The organism is Leucogemmata humicola (assembly GCF_055379415.1).
In genome coordinates this window covers 3430214-3450558 of sequence record NZ_AP040875.1, presented here as the reverse complement: position 1 = coordinate 3450558, position 20345 = coordinate 3430214, and the positions used below count along the sequence as shown (strand labels likewise).

The 20345-nt window shown below is 63.3% G+C and carries 16 protein-coding genes; 13 read left to right on the top strand and 3 right to left on the bottom strand.

The window, feature by feature from the left end:
* Positions 1–6 precede the first annotated feature (6 nt).
* From mraY to recG, 12 genes are all read left to right on the top strand, one after another.
* Positions 7–1155, top strand: a complete 1149-nt coding sequence (gene mraY, locus AC6H4Z_RS14605; RefSeq protein WP_497542690.1) for a phospho-N-acetylmuramoyl-pentapeptide-transferase — start codon at positions 7–9, stop codon at positions 1153–1155.
* A gap of 28 nt (positions 1156–1183) precedes the next feature.
* A complete protein-coding gene (murD, locus tag AC6H4Z_RS14600; protein ID WP_497542689.1) occupies positions 1184–2560 on the top strand; it encodes a UDP-N-acetylmuramoyl-L-alanine--D-glutamate ligase in 1377 nt (458 codons plus the stop codon).
* Positions 2557–3765: an FtsW/RodA/SpoVE family cell cycle protein gene (locus tag AC6H4Z_RS14595; RefSeq protein ID WP_497542688.1), complete on the top strand. Its 1209-nt coding sequence runs from the start codon at positions 2557–2559 to the stop codon at positions 3763–3765. Before murD ends, AC6H4Z_RS14595 begins: the two co-directional genes overlap by 4 nt.
* Positions 3766–3786: 21 nt before the next feature.
* Complete coding sequence (locus AC6H4Z_RS14590; RefSeq protein WP_497542687.1) at positions 3787–4887, top strand: UDP-N-acetylglucosamine--N-acetylmuramyl-(pentapeptide) pyrophosphoryl-undecaprenol N-acetylglucosamine transferase; 1101 nt, start codon at positions 3787–3789, stop codon at positions 4885–4887.
* Between the two features lie 52 nt (positions 4888–4939).
* Positions 4940–6337, top strand: coding sequence for a UDP-N-acetylmuramate--L-alanine ligase (gene murC / locus AC6H4Z_RS14585; protein ID WP_497542686.1), 1398 nt, complete (start codon positions 4940–4942; stop codon positions 6335–6337).
* A complete protein-coding gene (locus AC6H4Z_RS14580; RefSeq protein WP_497542685.1) occupies positions 6330–7082 on the top strand; it encodes a cell division protein FtsQ/DivIB in 753 nt (250 codons plus the stop codon). Before murC ends, AC6H4Z_RS14580 begins: the two co-directional genes overlap by 8 nt.
* 58 nt (positions 7083–7140) lie before the next feature.
* Positions 7141–8403, top strand: a complete 1263-nt coding sequence (ftsA, locus tag AC6H4Z_RS14575) for a cell division protein FtsA (protein WP_497542684.1) — start codon at positions 7141–7143, stop codon at positions 8401–8403.
* A 260-nt stretch (positions 8404–8663) separates the two neighbouring features.
* Positions 8664–9863 (top strand): cell division protein FtsZ, encoded by a 1200-nt coding sequence (ftsZ, locus tag AC6H4Z_RS14570; RefSeq protein WP_497542683.1) that lies wholly within the window; start codon positions 8664–8666, stop codon positions 9861–9863.
* Positions 9860–11125, top strand: coding sequence for a M23 family metallopeptidase (locus tag AC6H4Z_RS14565; protein ID WP_497542682.1), 1266 nt, complete (start codon positions 9860–9862; stop codon positions 11123–11125). Before ftsZ ends, AC6H4Z_RS14565 begins: the two co-directional genes overlap by 4 nt.
* Positions 11126–11143: 18 nt before the next feature.
* On the top strand, positions 11144–12940 hold the full coding sequence (locus AC6H4Z_RS14560; RefSeq protein ID WP_497542681.1) for a hypothetical protein: 1797 nt from the start codon (positions 11144–11146) through the stop codon (positions 12938–12940).
* 21 nt (positions 12941–12961) lie between these two features.
* Complete coding sequence (gene ftsY / locus AC6H4Z_RS14555; protein WP_497542680.1) at positions 12962–13894, top strand: signal recognition particle-docking protein FtsY; 933 nt, start codon at positions 12962–12964, stop codon at positions 13892–13894.
* Positions 13891–15978, top strand: a complete 2088-nt coding sequence (recG, locus tag AC6H4Z_RS14550) for an ATP-dependent DNA helicase RecG (RefSeq protein ID WP_497542679.1) — start codon at positions 13891–13893, stop codon at positions 15976–15978. The genes ftsY and recG overlap by 4 nt, the downstream gene beginning before the upstream one ends.
* Positions 15979–15990: 12 nt before the next feature.
* On the opposite strand, the gene AC6H4Z_RS14545 is transcribed toward recG, so the two are convergent.
* Together AC6H4Z_RS14545 and AC6H4Z_RS14540 are read right to left on the bottom strand one after the other, a co-directional pair.
* Complete coding sequence (locus AC6H4Z_RS14545; protein WP_497542678.1) at positions 15991–16617, bottom strand: hypothetical protein; 627 nt, start codon at positions 16615–16617, stop codon at positions 15991–15993.
* Positions 16618–16624: 7 nt separating this feature from the next.
* Positions 16625–18112, bottom strand: coding sequence for a sensor histidine kinase (locus tag AC6H4Z_RS14540; RefSeq protein WP_497542677.1), 1488 nt, complete (start codon positions 18110–18112; stop codon positions 16625–16627).
* A gap of 139 nt (positions 18113–18251) precedes the next feature.
* On the opposite strand from AC6H4Z_RS14540, the gene asnS reads away from it, so the two are divergent.
* A complete protein-coding gene (gene asnS, locus AC6H4Z_RS14535) occupies positions 18252–19553 on the top strand; it encodes an asparagine--tRNA ligase (protein WP_497542676.1) in 1302 nt (433 codons plus the stop codon).
* Here asnS and mazG read toward each other — a convergent pair.
* On the bottom strand, positions 19550–20329 hold the full coding sequence (gene mazG / locus AC6H4Z_RS14530; protein ID WP_497542675.1) for a nucleoside triphosphate pyrophosphohydrolase: 780 nt from the start codon (positions 20327–20329) through the stop codon (positions 19550–19552). The genes asnS and mazG overlap by 4 nt on opposite strands.
* Between the last annotated feature and the right edge of the window lie 16 nt (positions 20330–20345).

Below are 20345 nucleotides of genomic sequence, written 5' to 3'. Positions count from 1 at the left end.
CAATTCGTGCTTCATCATTTTCTCGTTCCGCTCGCCAAGCAGTTTCGCGTCCTGAACGTCTTTACCTACATCTCGTTTCGGGCGGTGGGAGCGGCGGTTACGGCGCTCCTTCTGTCGTTCATCGTGGGGCCGATCATTCTTCGCGCATTGAAGAATCAGTCGGTCAACCAGGTCGTGCGCGAAGGCACGCCGACGTCGCACGCAGGCAAGGGCACGACGCCAACGATGGGCGGGCTGATCATTCTCAACAGTTCGCTAATCTCGGTCATTCTGTGGGGACGATTCAGTCTCAGTCATCCCTATTTGTTGATAGCCATATTTGTGACGTTATGGATGGGCGTGATCGGCCTGCTCGACGATTGGCTCAAGCTGCGACAGAAAGCGCGCGGCGAAAAGAATCGCGGATTGGTCGAGCGATACAAGTTGATTGGGCAGGTGACCGCGGGGTTGGCGCTCGGCTGGTATCTGCTTCGTGATCCGCTGTCGCCCAATCTGCCGGCCGCGTCGACCACACTTCCGTTCTTCAAGTACTATGTCGTCACGGCCATGGCCGGCTTCTCGTGGGTGTTCATCATTTTCTGGACATTCATTCTCACCGGTACGAGCAACGCGGTGAACATCACCGACGGCTTGGATGGACTGGCGACAGGATTGTCGGCGATCGCGTTTGGCACGTTTGCCATCTTCTCGTACATCATTGGTCGCGTCGACCTCAGTAAGTACCTCGGCATCTTCTATCTGCAGGACTCGGGTGAGTTGACCATCTTCTGTCTGGCGATGGTCGGCGCGTTGATAGGATTTCTCTGGTACAACACGCACCCCGCCCAGGTCTTCATGGGCGACACCGGCGCACTCGCGCTCGGCGGCGGGTTGGGCGTCGTCGCGATTCTGCTCAAGTCGGAATTCGTTCTCGCATTTGTGGGCGCCGTGTTCGTGGCCGAAATGCTCTCCGTGATCCTTCAGCGGTCCGTATTCAAGTACCGGCTGAAGCGAAGGGGGCGACCGTTTGCGGAAGCGAACCGTGTCTTTCGCCGAGCGCCGCTCCATCACCACTTCGAGGAATTGGGGTGGAAAGAGTCGCAAGTCGTGGTTCGGTTCTGGATCATTGGAATTCTGTGCGCGTTCTTTGCGCTGAGCACATTGAAGCTTCGTTAGAAGCATGGCGCGTTTTTCGGAATTGGCGATGCGACCAGAGTGGCTTGAAGGCGAAATAGCGGTGGTGGGGTTGGCGCGAAGCGGACGTTCAGCCGCTCGGCTGCTCGCACGCGCCGGTGAGCGGATCTACGCGTCGGACTTCGGCACATCGCCGGAGTTGGAGGCGACCGCGGCCGAGTTGAGGGCCGACGACATTGCGGTGGATTTAGGTGGACACGACCTCGAGCGCATTGCCCGAGCGTCGCTGGTCGTCGCGAGTCCGGGTGTTCCGCCCGACGCGCCGCCTTTCGTTGCGGCGAGGAAGGCCGGCGTGGACATCGTGAGCGAGATCGAGATCGGGCTGCGTTTCTTGCCCGAGCTCGCCTACATCGCCATCACGGGCACGAACGGCAAAACGACCACCACCGCCCTGATCGGCCATCTGCTGAAGAGCCTCGGGCGCCTGGCATCGACGGCGGGCAACATCGGCACGCCACTCACGGAGCTTGCGCTGTCGGCGACACCGCCCGCCTGGGTTGCTCTCGAGGTGTCGTCGTTTCAGCTGCACGACACGCCGAGCATCAATCCGCGCACAGGCGTGCTGACGAATCTGTCGGCGAATCATCTGGACCGATACAACAGCGTCGAGGAGTATTTCGGCGATAAGGCGCTCCTCTTTCAGAACGCCGGACCGGGATCGCACTGGGTCACGAATCTCGACGACGACGCCGTTCAAGACATGACGCGTGGTCTCGCGGGAGTGACTTGCCGTTTTTCGGTGAAGCAGCGCTCCGACGCGTTTTTCGACCGCGATTCAGGAATGCTCACGGTGCTCGGCAAACCGCTGATTCACCGAGACCAACTGTCTTTGCTCGGCGACCATAACGTGGCCAACGCGCTCGCCGCGGCGCTCGCCGTCATGGTCTCCGACCGCGAGCACACGACGCCGCGAAGCGTCGAGTTGATCGGCCGAGGGCTGGCATCGTTCTCGGCGCTCGAGCATCGCATCGAGACCGTGGGCACGTTCGACGGCGTCACGTGGATCAACGATTCGAAGTCGACGAACGTCGCGTCCACGCTCGTCGCGCTGAAGGGCATGACTCGCCCGACGGTGCTCCTGCTAGGTGGCAAGCACAAAGGCGAACCGTACACCGACCTTGGACCGGAGCTTCAGCGGACAGGTCGTGCGGTAATCGCGTACGGGGAAGCGGCTCCGCTCATCGAGCAAGATCTGGCTGGAGTCGTTCCGCTCACGCGACTCGGATCGTCGTTCGAAGAAGTCATTTCTACGGCGCACGAGCTCGCTCACGACGGCGACGTCGTTTTGCTTTCGCCGGCGTGTTCGAGTTACGACATGTTCGACAACTACGAACAGCGGGGAGCCGTGTTCAAGCAGCTCGCGTCCAGCGCGCACGCCGGTAAATGAAGATGGCCGTCGACGAACGGAAGGCGACGAATCGCGGCGCGGCCGTCGTGGCCGATGTCCGAGAGCGTTGGCGCATGGGCCCCGAGGCCCGCGGCCTCATGCTCGTGAGTGCTGTGCTCACGGCGTTCGGGCTGGCAGTGTTGTACAGCGCCAGCGCGTTCGTGGCCGATCACGATCACCATCAGAGCTACTACTTCCTGGTCAAGCAACTCGGCGGTGTGGGCGCCGGGATGATCGCTTTCGCCGTCGCGGCAAAGTTCGATGCCGAAAAGCTGCACAAATGGGCGTGGCACATCATGTGGTTCACGATCGCGACCATGGCCGCCGTGCTCATATTGCCTGGCTCGATCGCGCCAACCATTCACGGCTCGAAGCGATTCCTGTTCGGCGCCTCCTTCCAACCGTCGGAGTTCGGAAAGCTGGGCGTGGTCGTGTGGGTGTCGATGCTGATCATCAAGAAGGGCGACGCTCTGCGGCGACTGACCAAGGGCCTGGTGCCATTCCTGGTCGTGATTGGCCTGCTAGATGTGCTGGCCGCGCTGGAGCCCGACCTCTCGGTGGCCATGCTTTACACATTGCTCATGGCCCTGCTGCTGTTCGCCGGCGGCGCGCGGATGAGTCACTTCATCGCGCTCGGTGCAATGTGCCTTCCGGTAATGTTTTCGAAGATCGAGAAGTGGCGGTACGCACTGTCGCGCCTCACTGCATTCTTGCATCCAGGAAGCGCGCCAGACGCCGTGAGCTATCAACTGCGTCAGTCGCTCATCGCCGTCGGGTCGGGCGGATGGTTCGGCCGAGGCTTCGGAAAGGGAATGCAGCAAGCCTACTTCGTTCCGTTCCCGTACAGCGACTTCGTGGCCAGCAATATCGGGGAGGAGTGGGGCTACGTCGGAATCGCGGGACTGACGCTCGCCTTTGCGGCGTATGCGCTGCTCGGATTTCGCATCGCACGTCAGGCGCGTACGCCCTTTCTGCAACTCGTCGCTGTGGGGCTCACCTTCACGACCGTGCTGACGGCCTTCTTGCACATCGGAGTGGTGATTGGTCTGCTGCCCACGACGGGTCTCACGCTGCCGTTCATTTCATACGGCCGATCGAACCTCGTGCTTACGATGCTGTTCACCGGAATTCTCGTGAACATCGGTAGTGAGCGTGAACGCGTCGTCGGGAGTTCGGCCACCGATCCCCTCGCGGTCGCGGCCTGAGCGCCGGGGCGCTCGCTCAGCATGACGCGAATCATCTTTGCGGGCGGCGGGACGGGTGGCCACCTGTATCCGGGCATTGCGATCGCACGCGCGCTCGTTCGCGCGCGTCCGTCGGTCCAGCCGTTTTTTGTCGGTGCCCGCCGAGGTATCGAGCGTGACGTGCTGCCGACCACGGAATTCCCGCACGTGTTGCTCGACTTGCATCCGCTGTATCGCTCGGCCGTCTGGAATAATTGGAAGACGATTGTCGGCGCAGTGGGTGCGTGGCGACAGATCGGTCGACTCGTGCACCAGGAGAGACCGTCAGTCGTTGTGGGAACCGGCGGCTACGCTGCGGGGATGATGCAGGCGTACGCCGTGGCACACCGCATTCCGCTCGTGCAGCAGGTGGGCGACAGCTTTCCCGGCCTCACGGCGCGCGGATTCAGCCGCTGGTCTCGCGAGATTTATCTAAACTTTCCCGAAGCAGCAGCAGCACTGAAGGAGCACCACCCTGGATCGCTCGTCGATACAGGCGCGCCGATTGAGCCGCCGCCGTCGCCGCGCCCGGACCGTCGTGCTGCACGGCGTGCCTGGGGATTTGCCGAAGACGGTGGCCACGTTCTTCTGATCTACGGCGGAAGTCAGGGGTCGCTAGCCATCAATCGTGTCGTTGCCGAATGGATCGGTCGCGGGTTGCCCAGTGGCTTGAACGTGATCTGGGGAACCGGACGATCTACCTACGAGCAGTTCAAACATCTCGAAGCGCCGGGCGTTCGTGTGCGCGCGTATCTGTCGCCAATCGCAGACGCGTACGCTGCGACCGACCTCGCCCTATCGCGAGCTGGTGCGATGACCACCGCCGAGCTGTTCGCCTGGAATATTCCGGCGGTGTTGGTGCCGCTGCCAACAGCCGCCGCGGATCATCAGACGACGAACGCTGTGACGCTCGAGCGCGCCGGTGCCGCGGTGAACATTCCGCAGTCGCAATTCTCCGTTGACCGTCTCGACGCAACCCTGCGGCAATTCCTCATCGACGACGCAGCGCTCACGCGCCTGAGCGCGGGCGCCGCCGCGCGCGCGCGGCCTGATGCTGCCGCCGACATCGCACGACGAATTCTGGCCCTGGTCGATTCGGTGTGAGTAGGGTTAGACCAAAAACCCTAAACCTCACGCAATTCTTTTAGTTTAACGCATGGCCCTTCTCGACTCGAGCGACGCGCGCCCGGTCCATTTCGTAGGCATCGCTGGCGCTGGAATGAGCGCGTTGGCGCAGCTCTTTCTCGGGCGCGGCGTGCCGGTCACCGGTTGCGACGCGAACCCGTCGTCGGCGCAGGATCTTTTGCGACTCGGGGTGGTGGTGACGCCGCACGATCCGATTCACGTGGACAGTGCGCGCGCACTCGTCGTGACGTCGGCAATGCCAAAGGATCACCCAGAGCTCGTGCGCGCACGAGAGCTCGGCGTGCCGGTGATTCGCCGCGCCGAGGCGCTGGGTGAAGTAACCGCAGGTCGTGAACTCATTGGCATTGCCGGCACGCACGGTAAGACGACGACGACGGTGATGACGACGATCGCCCTCGCTGCCGCGGGCCGCGATCCCACGGCGCTCGTTGGCGGGCGCGTGAGTGCGTGGGAAGGGAATCTGCACTCGGGCGGCGATCGCCTGTACGTCGTAGAAGCTGACGAATACGACCGCTCCTTTCTCGCGCTGTCGCCAACTGTCGCCGTGGTCAACAACATCGAAGCCGACCACCTCGACATCTACGCAGATCTCGCCGATATCAAGCGCGCGTTCGCGCAGTTCGTTCGCGGTGCACGAAGCATCGTGCTCTGCGCCGATGACGCGGGCGCGAACAGTCTGTTGACGCCAAGCAGCACGGAAGTGCTTCGCTTCGGCATTGAGTCGCCTGATGCGCGCGTGGTCGCGAAGAATCTCGAATTGTCGCCAGGCGGCTCCCGCTTCCGAGTCGTGTTCGACGACGAAGATCTCGGCGAGGTTCGGCTGCAGATTCCGGGACGCCACAACGTGCTGAATGCACTGGCGGCCCTCTCGAGCGGATTGGCGCTCGGCGCAAAGGTGTCAGATATGGCGGCCGGATTGGCGATGTACGCAGGCGTGGAGCGACGCTTTCAGCGACTTGGCGAGGCGCGCGGCATCGTGGTGGTCGACGACTACGCCCACAACCCCGGCAAGGTTGCCGCCGCGTTGGCCACGGCGCGCGTCGCGTATCCGGACCGCAGGCTCGTCGTGGCGTTTCAGCCGCATCTGTTCACCCGCACACGCGACTTCGCGCGCGAGTTCGGCGCATCGCTGGCCGAAGCCGATTCGGTCTTTCTGGCCGAGATCTATCCGGCGCGTGAGCAGCCGATCGCGGGCGTTACGTCGGGGCTTGTGGCGGACGCCCTCGTGGCCGCGGGCGGTACACTCTCGTGGCGTGGAGAGCGCGGGCGACTCGCCGACGCGCTGGCGTCGTCGGTGCGCGCGGGCGACGTCGTGCTGACGGTTGGCGCTGGCGACATTACCAAGACTGGGCCAGAGCTGCTCGATCGACTCGCGGCAAGCGGGAAGAAGGACACGGGAAGTGGCTGAAGAGCGTGACGGGGGCGATGACGGCGAAGCGCGCGACGGCGGGGAGGTCGGCGTCCGGCCGCCGCGTCGCTCGCCGTGGATGTTCTGGCTTGCCGGCGTAATCGTGCTCGTCGTGCTCGCGTCACCGCTATGGGGTCCGGCGGTCATGCGACGCATGGCGTTCTTTCGAGTTCATCGAGTCGAGATTCTTGGAGCGCATTATGTTGCGCCCGGTGACATTCTCACCCGCTTGCACGTCGATACGTTGGCTTCGGTCTGGGATCCGACGAAACCACTGGTCGCGCGCATCGCCACCCATCCAGAAATTCAGAGTGCAGTCGTTCGTCGCAAGCTTCCCGGAACTCTCGTCATCGAGGTCGTGGAGCGAGTGCCTGTCGCGCTGGTTCCGGCGGCGGGCGGTTTTCGCGTTTACGACCAACGAGGCGTGTCGCTACCAATCGACCCGGCTCGCACTGGAGTCGACGCACCAGTGTTGATGCAAGCCGACGCGCGGCTGCTTCGTTTACTCGGCGCGATGCGTGATCGAATGCCTGCGTTCTACTCGCGCGTCAGCGAGATTCGTCGTGTTGGGAAAGATGAGCTCGTGCTGCAGTTGCAGACGCTGCCCGTGCGCGCCATGCAAGACGTAACGTTGGAACGCCTCGCCGAAATCGAACCCGTAGAAGGCGATCTGGCGCGCAAGCAAGTGCGCGTTGCCGAGATCGATCTTCGCTATCGTGACCAAGTGATCGCCAGACTCCCATGATTGCTATTCGCTTCGGCGCTTCGCACCTACGCTCGGAATTCCGCCGATCAGAACTCCTATGAATCCGGAACGCCTCGTCGCGGGGCTCGACATCGGGTCCGCGAAGACGACCGCCATCATCGCCGAGGTCCACGGCGATCTTCCGAAGCATCCGACGATCAAAGTTCTCGGTGTCGGCCAGGCACGCACCACCGGAATGCGGCGTGGTGTCGTGTCGGACATCGAAGAAACGACGCGCTCGATCCGCAAGGCGATGCAGGACGCCGAGCGCATGGCGGGTGCGCAGGTTCAGGAAGTGTATACGGGCATTGCCGGCGAGCACGTGCAGGCGATGATCAGCAAGGGCATCGTGGCGGTGAGCCACGACGAGATCAACAAGTCCGACGTCGACCGTGCGAACGAAGTGGCGCGTGCGCAGGCGATTCCTCAGGATCGTGAGCTGCTGCATGCGATCCCGCAGGAGTACACGGTCGACAAGAACATGGGGATTCGCGATCCGATCGGTATGAGCGGTACGCGCCTCGAGACGGAGATGTACCTCGTCACGATCGGCAGCTCCCCGGCGATCAATCTGCGGAAGTCAGTCGAGCGCGCGGGGTACAAGGTGCGCGAGCTCGTGCTGGAGCCGTTGGCGAGCGCCCTGGCGACGCTCACGGAAGACGAGAAAGAGCTCGGCGTCGCGCTCGTGGAAATGGGCGCCGGCACGACGGACCTCGCCGTGTTCCACGAGGGAAAGATCCGCCACCTCGGCACAATTGCTTTCGGTGGGAACAATGTCACGAGTGACATCGTTCACGGCTTGGGCGTGACGCAGGCCGACGCAGAACGCCTGAAAGAGCGGTACGGATGCGCGTACGAACCGCTGGTCGATCCGTCTGACGTGATTCAGCTACCGAGCACCGTGGCCCAGGGGGATCGTCAGATTCCTCGAGAACTGCTGGCGCACATCATCCATCAGCGGATGGACGAGATATTCGATCTCGTGCAGCGCGACGTGTCGGCGGCGGGATTCGCGGGAAAGCTGAGCGCCGGTGTTGTGCTCACGGGCGGCGCGGCGGCGATGCAGGGCTCCGCGGAACTTGCGAGCAACGTTTTCGGTACTGGTGTTCGGGTCGGTATCCCGTCGGAGAACATCGGCGGTCTCGTGGATTCCGTGGAGGCGCCGCGCTTTGCGACAGTCGTGGGCCTGGCCCAGTACGGGGCGAATCGCGTGGCGTTGGGCGGGGCGGCAGTGAGTGCTGGGCGCCGCGTTTCGATCAGCGGCGGTGGAATGGAGAAGATGGTGGCGCGAATCAAGTTCTGGTTACAAGACTTCTTCTAGGCCGCGGTCGCAGTCGATGCGGTTTAGTTCGCATCAATTTTCTTTCACGCCTCTAGAGATTGTGGAAAAATACGACGTGATTTTTCCTTGTCTCCATCGTCTGAAAAAGGGGTAGTGGCAACGCCAGAAAGCGTTATATTGCCCGAGCATTTTCGAGAAGGCTGGCCCGGCGCCCATTGACCTTCCCATCGAGTTTTGCGCCGCTGTAGGATCCCTTCCCGCTGTTCGATCACATCACTCCGAAGTCCGGACCGTTCTCAATGATTTTCGAGTTCGAAGAGAGCGCGACCCAGAACGCCCGCATGAAGGTCGTGGGCGTCGGTGGTGGCGGCGGTAACGCCGTCAACCGCATGATCGACGAGCACCTCGAAGGGGTCGAGTTCATCTCGATCAACACTGACGCGCAGGCGCTCCTGACGTCCAAGTCGGACGTGAAGGTGCAAATCGGAAAGAAGCTCACTCGCGGACTTGGCGCGGGAGCTCGTCCGGAGATTGGGCGTCAGGCGATCGAGGAGAACCGCGATGAGGTCAGCCGAGCGCTGGTCACGGCGGACCTCGTCTTCATCACGTGCGGTATGGGCGGCGGCACCGGCACTGGAGCCGCGCCGGTCATCGCCGAGCTCGCGCGCGAAGCCGGTGCGCTCACGGTCGGCATCGTCACCAAGCCGTTCCTGTTCGAAGGCCGCAAGCGTATGCGTCAGGCGGAAGAGGGCATTGCCGCCATGCGCAAGAACGTCGACACGATGATCGTCGTGCCGAACGAGCGCCTGCTTGCCGTCGTTGGTAAGGGCATTCCGTTCCAAGACGCGCTCAAGAAGGCGGACGAAGTCCTGCTGCACGCCACGCAGGGTATCTCGTCGCTTATCAGCGTGACCGGTCTCGTGAACGTCGACTTTGCCGACGTCCGCACCGTCATGCAGGCGGGCGGATCCGCGCTCATGGGCACTGGCATCGGCCGCGGTGAGAATCGCGCCATGGAAGCCGCCCAGCAGGCGATTGCGTCGCCGCTGCTCGACAACGTCAGCATTTCCGGCGCGTCGGGCGTGCTCGTGAACATCACGGGCGGTGCCGACCTCACGCTCGGTGAAGTGCACCAGATCAACGAGATCATCCACGACGCCGTCGGCGACGACGCAGAAATCATCTTCGGCGCGGTGCACGAGCCGGCCATGCAGGGAGAGATTCGCGTCACCGTCATCGCAACTGGCTTCGATCGCGCGCTGTCCACCGGCGGATCGTCGTCGAACAGCGCTGCCGCGAATTCGGATGCTCATGGTGGTGTCGCGCTGCCCAAAGGCTCGCCCGTCATCCCGTTCCCTGGCAATCGCCCAACGCGGGTGTCTGGAACGACGCCAGCGCGTACGGATGCGCCGCGTACTCCACGCCCAGGCCCTGAGAAGGGATCGCAGGATCTGAGCGACATGGAGATTCCGACGTTCATCCGGAGACAGATGGATTGAAGGTCGGCTTCGTCCGAATTGCCCTGTATTCCCTAGTCGCGCTGGCCCTGGCCGGCGCGCTTCGCTTTACCCCCCAGCTTCCCGAACCAGATCGTAAGCCCGCTGAGGTCCTCGTAGCGCAGGCCGCCACGCCAACGTGGAAGCTGCATTTCGATACGCTCGGCCGCGGTGAGTCGCTTCGTTCATTGCTGCGCCGCGGTGGACTGGACGACACCTCGGCGACGCGCGCCCTTCAGGCCGCGACCTCGCTCGATCAGCGACGCATTCCTGCTGGGATGCCGGTAACGATTCGATCGCAGGCGTCGGATTCGATGCCGTCCGAGGTAACCCTCCAACTCTCGATCGACAGGTTGCTGCGACTTCGCCGAACCGGCGACGCGTGGACTGGCGAGGAAGAGCGACTGCCGTGGACGACCGACACGATCATCGTCGGCGGAACCATCGCATCGAATCTGTACGCCGCGATGGATGCCAGCGCCAAGGATCAACTCCCGGTTGGAGCTCGTCAGCAGCTGGCCTGGTCGCTTGCCGACGTCTACGAGTATCGCGTCGACATGAGCCGAGATCTTCAGGCCGGTGACGCATTCAAAGTCGTGGCTGAGCGGTCCGTGGCCCCCACGGGCGCGATGCGAATCGGAAAGATCATCGCGGCGACGTTCAACTTGTCCGGGAGCAAGATCGACGTCGTGCACTTCGCCAGCGATGCCGTGAGCGGCGAGTACTTCGATCAGAACGGCAAGTCGATGCGCGCGTCGTTCCTGCGCGCTCCGCTCGAGTTTCGTCGCATATCGAGCATCTTCGGCAAGCGCGAGCATCCCATCCTTGGCGGATGGCGGCAGCACAAGGGAACCGACTACGCGGCCGCGACCGGCACGCCGGTTCGGGCGATTGGCGACGGAGTCGTGACCCGAGCTGGGTGGGGAAGCGGCTACGGCAACGTGCTCGAGATTCGCCATCGCAACGGGTTCGTCACGCGGTACGGTCATCTCAGCCGTTTCGGCTCGGGCGTTCGCGTTGGCTCACACGTCACGATCGGTCAGACGGTTGCGTTCGTCGGCAGCACTGGGCTGGCTACCGGGCCGCACCTTCACTTCGAAGTGCTGGTCAACGGCGAGCAGCGAGACCCGCGTGTCGCACTCAAGCAGACGGGCGGCGAGCCGGTGCCCGATTCGGAACGGGCGAGCTTTACACAATTGCGCGATCGCCTGCTCGCGTCGCTCGACACTCCGGTGACGGGCGTGACCAAGCTCGCGCAGCACTGACCGGCTAGCTTACGGCGCATGTCGCCCTGGCTCCTCGCGGTCCTCGCGGGCTTAATCGTCGCGTTGGTGCAGTATGGTTGGCGGGATCTGCGCACCGGATGGGGTGCTCTCCCCGCGGCGCTCCTGCGCTTTGGTGCGATCACTCTCATCGTCGCACTGCTCCTCGACGCCCCTGCGGCGCGTGCGCATCCTGTGGCCAATTGGGTGGCGCTCGACGCGTCGGCCAGCATGGCGCGCGGCGACACGCTTCTCTGGAAGGCCGCTCGCGATTCAGTTCGCGCGACGAACGCCGAATCGACCTTCGTGTTCGGCGATTCAGCGCGGCGTGGCGATACCGTCACAGTCCCGCGCGATCTGTCGTCGCTGCTGCGACCCGTGGTCGAGCGCGCGCTTGGCGCGGGACACCCGCTCACGGTCGTCACCGACGGTGAGCTCGACGATCCGGACGCGGCGCGAAATCTTCCCGCCGGATCTCGAATCGTCGTGCTGGCGCATCCTCCGCGCCGTGATGTAGCCCTATCCACCATCGACGTGCCGCGCGCGGTCGTGAGCGGCGACACGGTCGAAGTTCGCGTTGGGGTCGTGGCGGGCAATGGCGGTGGTCGCGCTGGAACATTGACGCTGACGCTCGACGGCAAGCCGGTCGCGACGTCGCCGGTCGAGTCGCTGCCACCGTTCGGTGAACGCACCGTGGCGATTCGGTCAAAGCTCGAAGGCGCTGCAGGCCCCGCTGTGCTCCGCGCGGTCGTATCGTCTGCCGACGACGCCGAACCACGCAACGACACGCTGTCCGCGGCGCTCGATCTGTCGCGCGCTGCAAGCGCGGTCTTCGTGTCGACGTCGCCCGATTTCGACGCTCGCTATTCGCTCGCCGTACTTCGCGGCGCGCTCGGCATTCCAACGCGCGGGTTTTTTCGCGTAGCTCCGGGGGAGTGGCGGGTCGAAGGAGCGCTCACGCCCATAGCCGAGGCAGAAGTCCGGCAGGCGGTGCGTGACGCGCCGGTTGCGATCATCCACGGCGACACGGCGGCGTTTGGTGCGCCGCGCACCGTGACGCTTGGTCCGCTCGCGCTCATCGTCACGACGGGGACTGATGGAGAGTGGTACGCATCTGCGGCGCCGCCGTCGCCGCTGTCGCCTGCGCTCTCTGGATTCATCTGGGACAGCCTGCCGCCGGTGGCGGTTGCGACGAACAGCCCGAAGGGCACGTGGACCGCGCTGGAAGCGCGTCGTGGCCGGAGCGACGAGCGCCGACCGATCGTGGTCGGGAGCGATGAACCGCGCCGGGTGGCGATCGTCGGCGCGTCTCGACTCTGGCGCTGGCGCTTTCGCGGTGGCGTGGCCTCGGACGCATTCACGGCGCTGTGGGGTAGCATCTTTGACTGGTTGGCGGCCGAGCGTGCCGATCGGCGCGCTGCTGTCCCAGACGAACGTCTAGTGCGCGCCGGCGACCCAGTCCGTTGGCGTCGCGGCACGGCGACGGATTCCATCGTTGCCGTCGCGTTGAAACAGCGTGGCGCAACGCGCGTGGATTCGCTGACGCTCCACTTCGGCCCCGGCGCCAACATCGTGGAAACGCCGCCGCTCGCTCCGGGGATCTACGAAGCGGCAACGCGCGGCGGAACGGCGCTCCTCGCGGTGAACGCGTCGCGCGAGTGGCTGCCTCGCGCTCCACGCGTCACCAAGGGTGCGGTGCGCGGCGCAATCTCGGCCGATACGGTTCCGCTGCTGCGGAATTTCGGTTGGGCATATGCGTTGGTGATCTTGATGCTGTGCGCCGAATGGATTCTGCGGCGCAGAAAAGGAATGCGATGATTCGGTTGAAGGGGGAGGGCAATGCGGTTACTGCGTAAATCGGGCGACGTTCCGAAACGGTCGCTGTGGCAGCGTGTCAAAGACATCGCGCTCATGGACGTCGCGGTGTTGGCGCGCGGCGGTGTGTCCGCGGGCTCGCTCGAAAATCTCGAGCAGGTGCTGCTCGAGGCGGACTTTGGAGTTCCGGTAACGCTGCGTCTTGTCGAAGAAGTGGAACGCCGTGCGCAGCGTGGACTGATCAAGACGCAGCCAGAGTTCCAGCGTGCGCTCGCTGAGGGCATCGACGCGGCGTTGCGCGGCGGCAACAGCAATCCTCGACTCAATACCGCGCCGACCACACCGATGGTGATCCTCGTCATCGGTGTGAATGGAGCGGGCAAGACGACGTTCATTGGCAAGCTGAGTGCTCGACTTCGCGCGGAGAAGCGTCGCGTGATGGTCGCCGCCGGTGACACGTTCCGCGCCGGCGCGATCGATCAGCTTCGCGTGTGGGCAGAGCGAACGGGGGCCGAGTTTATCGGCGGCACCGCGGGCGGCGATCCGGCGTCTGTAGCCTTTGATGCTATCGATGCAGCCGTTGCCCGCAGGGTCGACGTCCTCATTGTCGACACGGCAGGACGCCTGCACACAAGCGAAGGGCTGATGGACGAGTTGAAGAAAGTCGCTCGTGTCATCACCAAGCGATTGCCGGGCGCACCGCACGAAACGCTGCTGGTGCTCGACGGCACGATTGGGCAGAACGCCGTCCAGCAGGCCAAGACGTTCGCGGCGGCAGTTCCGATCACAGGACTGGTCGTCACGAAGCTCGATGGGACCGCACGCGGCGGTGTCGTGGTCGCGGTCCACGAGGCGATCGATGCTCCAGTGAAGTTCCTGGGCACTGGCGAAAGCGCGGCCGATCTTGCTCCCTTCGACCCGACGGAGTTCGCGCGGGAGCTGATGAGCGACGAGTGACGGATCGCGCGCGCCCGCAGCGCCTGTATCTCGACACCCCGGTCACCTACCTCAAAGGCGTCGGACCGGTTCGCGCCGAGGCGTTGCGGCGGCTTGGGATCATCACCGCGGGCGATCTGCTATTCCACGTCCCGCATCGATACGAAGACGCCAGCACCGTGGCGCCGATCAAGTCGCTCGAGCCGGGCATGCAGGGCACCGTCATCGGGACCGTCATCTCGAAGGGCGTGATCCCGACGCGCAAAGGCCTGCGGATCTTCCAGGCCGTGCTCCGTGACGAAACTGGCATGATAGAAGTATCATGGCCGGGCCAGCCGTTCCTCGATCGCACCATTGAGAAGGGCGACGTGCTGCTCGTGACGGGCAACGTGCGCTTCTTTCACGGCCGACAGCTGCAGCCGCGCGAGTTCGTCAATCTCGGCGACGACGAGACCGGAACAGCGCAGGGCCGGGTGCTGTCGGTCTATCCGGCGACGGAAGGGCTGTCATTCAAGCTGATCCGCTCGATCATCGACAGCCATCTCGATACGCTGCTCGATCAGCTCGTCGAGTACTTGCCGGCGGACGTGTTGCGCACCGCCGGCGTGCCGGGAATCGCGGCTGCGCTTCGCATGGTGCATCGACCGTCGTCGATTGCCGAGGCGATGACGGGTCGGTCGCGGCTTGCGTTCGAGGAGCTCTTCTTCGTTCAGCTGCTGCACCAGCGAGCCAAGGAACTCGCCCGAGCGCCGCGCGCGGGGATTCGCTTCACCAACAAGCGCGAGCTCACGACGAAGCTTCGCGAGTCATTGCCCTTTCAGCTCACGGGCGCGCAGGTGCGCGCCACGCGCGAGATCGTGGCGGACATGGCGAGCGACAAGCGCATGCAACGTCTGCTGCAGGGAGACGTCGGCAGCGGCAAGACCATTGTCGCACTGTTTGCGGCGCTGCTCGCGATCGAGAACGGCTACCAGGCCGCTATCATGGTGCCGACGGAGCTCCTCGCGGAACAGCACACGCGAACGATGAAGGGCCTGCTTGCGCCGCTCGGCATCGAGCCGATTCTGCTCACGGGAAGCTTGCCGTCGCGCGAGCGAAAGGCCATTGCCGCGCGGCTCGCGACGGGCGAGCCGGTGCTGGTCGTCGGCACGCATGCGCTCGTGCAGGAGGCGACATCGTTTGCTCGTCTCGGATTCGTGGCGATCGACGAACAGCATCGCTTTGGCGTCGAGCAGCGCAAGGCACTCGCGGCAAAGGGTGAATCGCCCGATGTGTTGTTGATGTCGGCCACGCCCATTCCGCGATCGCTGGCGCTTACTCTGTACGGCGATCTGGATCTGAGCATGCTCGACGAACGGCCGCCGGGTCGCCAGCCGATCGCCACTGCGTTGCGCAAAGAATCGGGGCGTGGTCGTGTGATGGAATTCATCGATCGTCAGCTCGAGGCCGGCCGTCAGGCGTATGTCGTCTATCCCGTCATCGAGGAGTCGGAAAAGACCGACCTCAAAGCGGCAACGACGATGTTCGAGATGCTCAAGACCGGACCGTTTGCTGCGCGGCGGCTTGCGTTGCTACACGGACGCATCCCATCGGACGAGCGCGACGACACCATGCGTCGCTTCCGCGATCGCGAGATCGATCTGCTCGTTGCCACGACGGTGATCGAGGTTGGGATCGATGTCGCGAATGCGACCGTGATGCTGATCGAACATCCCGAGCGTTTCGGACTGTCGCAGCTTCATCAGCTGCGAGGACGCGTGGGTCGCGGTGCCGACGAGTCGTACTGCATTCTCCTTGGAGACGTGAGTCCCGAGGCGGCCGATCGGCTCAGCGTCTTTACGCGAACCGAAGACGGCTTCGAGATCGCTCGCGAGGATTTACGAATTCGCGGAATGGGCGATCTGTTCGGCGAACGGCAGAGTGGCGTGCCGACGTTCCGCATCGCCGATCCACTGCGCGACGAAGAGCTCAACGATCGAGCGCGTGACGCCGCGGCGAAGCTGCTCGAGCGCGATTCTGGATTGGAGCGCGCCGAGCACGCGGGCCTGCGTCGTGTACTCGGCGAACGCTACTCTCGCTCGCTCGAACTCTTCCGAGTCGGCTAGGCGAAGGCGCGGTCAGCCCGGTGGTTTTGACGGCGGCGCGGCCAGCCGCTTTCGAATTCTCTCGAGTTCGGCGTTGGCCTTTGCCAGCTCGTCTTTCAGCCGCTTGATCTCGTTGTCCGCCGACTGAGCCCCATCGGACTTGGCTTCGGCGCGGGCGTTCGCGTCGGCCGCCTGGGCCTTTGCATTCGCCGCCGTCGACGTGGCGTCCTTGGCCTGCGCGAGTGCGGTTGCGGCCGCTCTGTTGGCTGCATCGAGCTGTGCCGCCACGCGACGGATCGCCGACGCCTCGGTGACGTGCTGCCGCGGACGATGATCGCCGAGATAGGCGTCGAGCGATGCGAGGGCCTTTGGAAGTGACGCGTCCGGATTCGTCGGGTCCATCCGGAAGATTGCCCTCCAGTAGGCTGTTTCAAGAGCCTCGCTGCTGCCCTCGTAGTTGCTCGCGAACTGCGCCAGCAGACTATCGGCGCCACCAAAGCGGCCTTCGAGGGCTTCGGTCTTGGCTGCCGCCAAGGTGTTCGGCCAGTTTCGTTCGGGCGCAGGCGTGGCAAAGGCGGGTGTGTGGAACGTCACACATCCGGTGCTCATCGATACGACGACCATCACTCCAAGCGCGAGCACGCGCGCGCGTTGTATCACGCCGATTTCAACTCCCTTGAAGCGCTGGAGGTGACGACCGCCGAACGACGCGGGCCGGCATTTTGATCGTGATCGTCGTTCCAACACCGACAATGCTTTCGCACGAAATCGTGCCTCCGTGAGCTTCCACAATTTGCTTGGCGATGGCAAGACCCAAGCCCGTTCCGGCTGCGCGCGCAGCACCTTGATTGTCGGCCTGGTAAAACTTTTCGAAGATGCGCGGCAACTGCTCGGGTGGAATTCCTGCACCCGTGTCGTGAACGATCATCGCCACGCCGCCATCGAAGGGCTGAAATGTGAGCTCCACCACACCGCCGTGCGGCGTGAACTTGAACGCGTTGGACAGCAGGTTGCCAAGCACTTCGTTCATGCGGTCGAGATCCCAGTACACCTCGTCCGGAAGTCCGTGCCGCCGTTGTACACGAAACTCGATCTCGCGTTGCAGTGCGAGAACGTGAAAGGCGCGTTCGAGCTCTCCGAGCAGATCGTCGAGACGTATCTCTCGTGGTTCGAGTCGACCACCGCCTGCGTCGAATCGGCTGACGTCGAGTAACTGTTTGACGAGGCGAAGGAGTGTGTTCGCCTGAACGGCGACGGTTTTATGGATGTCGAGCTGCTGCTGGGTGAGCGGACCGTAGATACCGTCCTCCAGTAACTGCAAATAGCCGATCATTACATTGATCGGCGTCTTGAGTTCGTGCGACGCCACGGACACAAACTCGGCCTTCAACTTGTCGAGCTCCGCGAGTTGACGCGTCATCTGGCGAAAGCTGTCGGTCAACTCTACCAGTTCGTCGACGCGATCTTCCGGTTGTTGGATCTGGTACTCGAGATCGCCATCGGCGACGGCGCGCATTCCCGATTTGAGATCCCCAATCGGACGCGTGAGCGAGCGGGTGAGACGAAAGGCGATCCAGCTGGCGATGACTAAGGCCAGCAACAGTGCGACGCCCGATGCGGTCGCCGCGCGCGCGATCGTGTCCGCTTCGTTGTCGACGCGCACCGACGTTCGACGCAGCAACTCGTGTTCACCGATCAGCGCCGCCGAATCAGCGCGGTTCAACGCCGGCACGAAGAGACGCGACGACAGCGAATCGGCGTACTTGGTCTGATTCGCCAGCGCCGCGCCATATTCTGCACGCGCCGCGTCAGCGATCTGATCGATCGACGTACCGATCGACTTTGCGTACTCCGGCAACTGAAAGTGATTGAGTGAATCCGCCGCCTTGGCGAGCCGCGTGAGATTGGCTTCGATCGAGTCGCGCGTCGCCGAGACGGAGTCTTTGGCGAAGAGGAGCGCGAGTTCCTGCCGCCGAAGCTCATTGAGCCCGTCGCGCATTCGGCCCAGCATCATCGATGCGGCAAACTCCCGGTCGCGCAGCTGCACCGCGTCCGCGTGCAGTCGATTCAACGACTGGATGGCGAACACCAACGGGCCGACGAGGATGATCGCGATAGTGACGAGGCCAGCCGCGAGCCTCGAGCGCAATGTCATGTGGGTCCGCGGATCGTCTGACGTTGCGTACTCATGCAAGGAAAAAGCCGCAAGGAAGACACCGCTTCAAGGGGTACCATCGCCGGAATGTCGTATGTAGGCTTATGGCTCGCCTCGACAGCAACTTAGCCCGTCTCCCATGTCCGACACCACGCCACGCATTTCGGAGTTGCACGATCACGCCGGCCAAACGGTCACCGTTCGCGGTTGGGTGACGCACGTTCGGTCGTCGGGTAAAGTCGCGTTCGCCGTGGTTCGCGACGGTACAGGCATCATGCAGGCGGTCTTCGTAAAAACGCAGCTGCCTCCCGAAGTGTGGGAGCGGTTCAAGGAGCTGTCGCTCGAAACGTCCATCCACGTCACGGGCGGAGTTCGCGCCGAGCCGCGCGCGCCGGGCGGCTACGAGATGGGTGTGACCGGGCTCACTGTCATCGGAGCCAGTCCGGCGGACTATCCGATTCAGCCGAAAGAGCACGGAATCGATTTTCTGCTCGACAATCGACATTTCTGGCTGCGCAGCAATCGCGTGCGTGCGATCTTCGCGATCAGAAACGAGATCGAACAGGCGATTCACGATTTCTTTTACGAGCGCGGCTTCCTGCGCGTCGACACGCCGATTCTCACGGCGGCAATCGGTGAGCGCAGTGGTCTGTTCGCCACGGAATATTTCGACGAAGGCAACGCGTACCTCGCGCAGACAGGGCAGCTGTACGGCGAGGCCGCCGCGGCAGCATTCGGAAAGATCTACACGTTCGGCCCAACGTTCCGCGCTGAAAAATCCAAGACGCGTCGCCACCTGACCGAATTCTGGATGATTGAACCCGAAGTCGCGTGGAATGATTCCGCAGACAACATGCGATTGCAGGAAGACTTCGTGTCGTTCCTCGTGCAGCGATGTCTCGAGCGTCGGAGTGCTGAGCTCAAGGAGCTCGAACGCGACATCGCGCCGCTCGAACGCGTCAAGGCACCGTTCCACCGCGTGAACTACACCGACGCCATCACCATCCTTCAGGGGAAGGGGAGCGACGTCAAATGGGGCGACGACCTCGGCGCCGAAGACGAAGCACTACTCGTGGCCGACTACGATCGTCCGGTATTCGTGATGAACTATCCGAAGGAAGCGAAGGCCTTCTACATGAAGGAGAATCCGGAAGATCCTCGCACTGTGTTGTGCGACGACTGCCTCGCTCCCGAGGGCTACGGCGAAATCATCGGTGGGTCGCAGCGCGAAGACGACTACGACAAACTCGTGCACCGCATTCAGGAAGAAGGCCTGCCGATGGACGCCTACGGCTGGTACCTCGATCTGCGAAAGTACGGAACGTTCGTGCACTCGGGCTTTGGACTCGGGCTCGAGCGCACGGTCGCGTGGATTTGCGGACTTCCGCACATCAGGGAAGTCATCGCGTTCCCGCGGATGATGAGTCGGTTGAGACCCTAACGCTCTTCCGACTTCACCTCGTCCCAGATCGCGTCGAGCTGCTCGAGTGACGCTTGGCCGACTTTGATGCCTCGTTCGGCGGCGATGCGTTCGACGGCGCCGAAGCGATTCGCGAACTTGATGTTCGCTTTGTCCAACGCGAGCGCCGGGTGCACGCTCGCTTTGCGACACAGATTCACGACGGCGAACAACAGATCTCCGAGCTCGAGCTCGAGACGCGCATGTTGATCATCGTGCGTCGGCGGGGCGCCCGCCGATTGCGGGCTGGCCGCAAGCTCGTCGCGCACCTCTAACAACTCTTCTTCGACTTTTTGAATCGGGCCCTCCACGTCGGGCCAATCAAAGCCGACTCCGGCGGCGCGATCCTGCAAACGAAAGGCGCGATGCAGCGCTGGCAGGTCCACCGGCAGACCGTCGACGATGCTCGCACGCTTCTTTGCTTTCATCTGCTCCCACGGCTGTTTTGCTCCGTCGCCGTAAAGATGCGGATGACGTGCTTTCATTTTCGTGATGAATGCTTCCGCCACGTCGTCCATCGAGAACGCGCCGCGTTCGTCAGCAACGACAGAGTGGAAGAGCACTTGCAACAGCAGATCGCCGAGTTCTTCGCGCAACTTCGCATCGTCGCCGGAGCGAATCGCGTCGTCGACCTCGTACGCTTCTTCGATCAGGTATGGTCGCAACGACTCGTGCGTCTGTGCTGCATCCCATTCGCAGCGAGCGCGCAGATCGCGCATGAGCGCGAGCGTATCTTCAAGTGTGGGTTTTGCTTGCATAGCCTCCTCAGGTCCG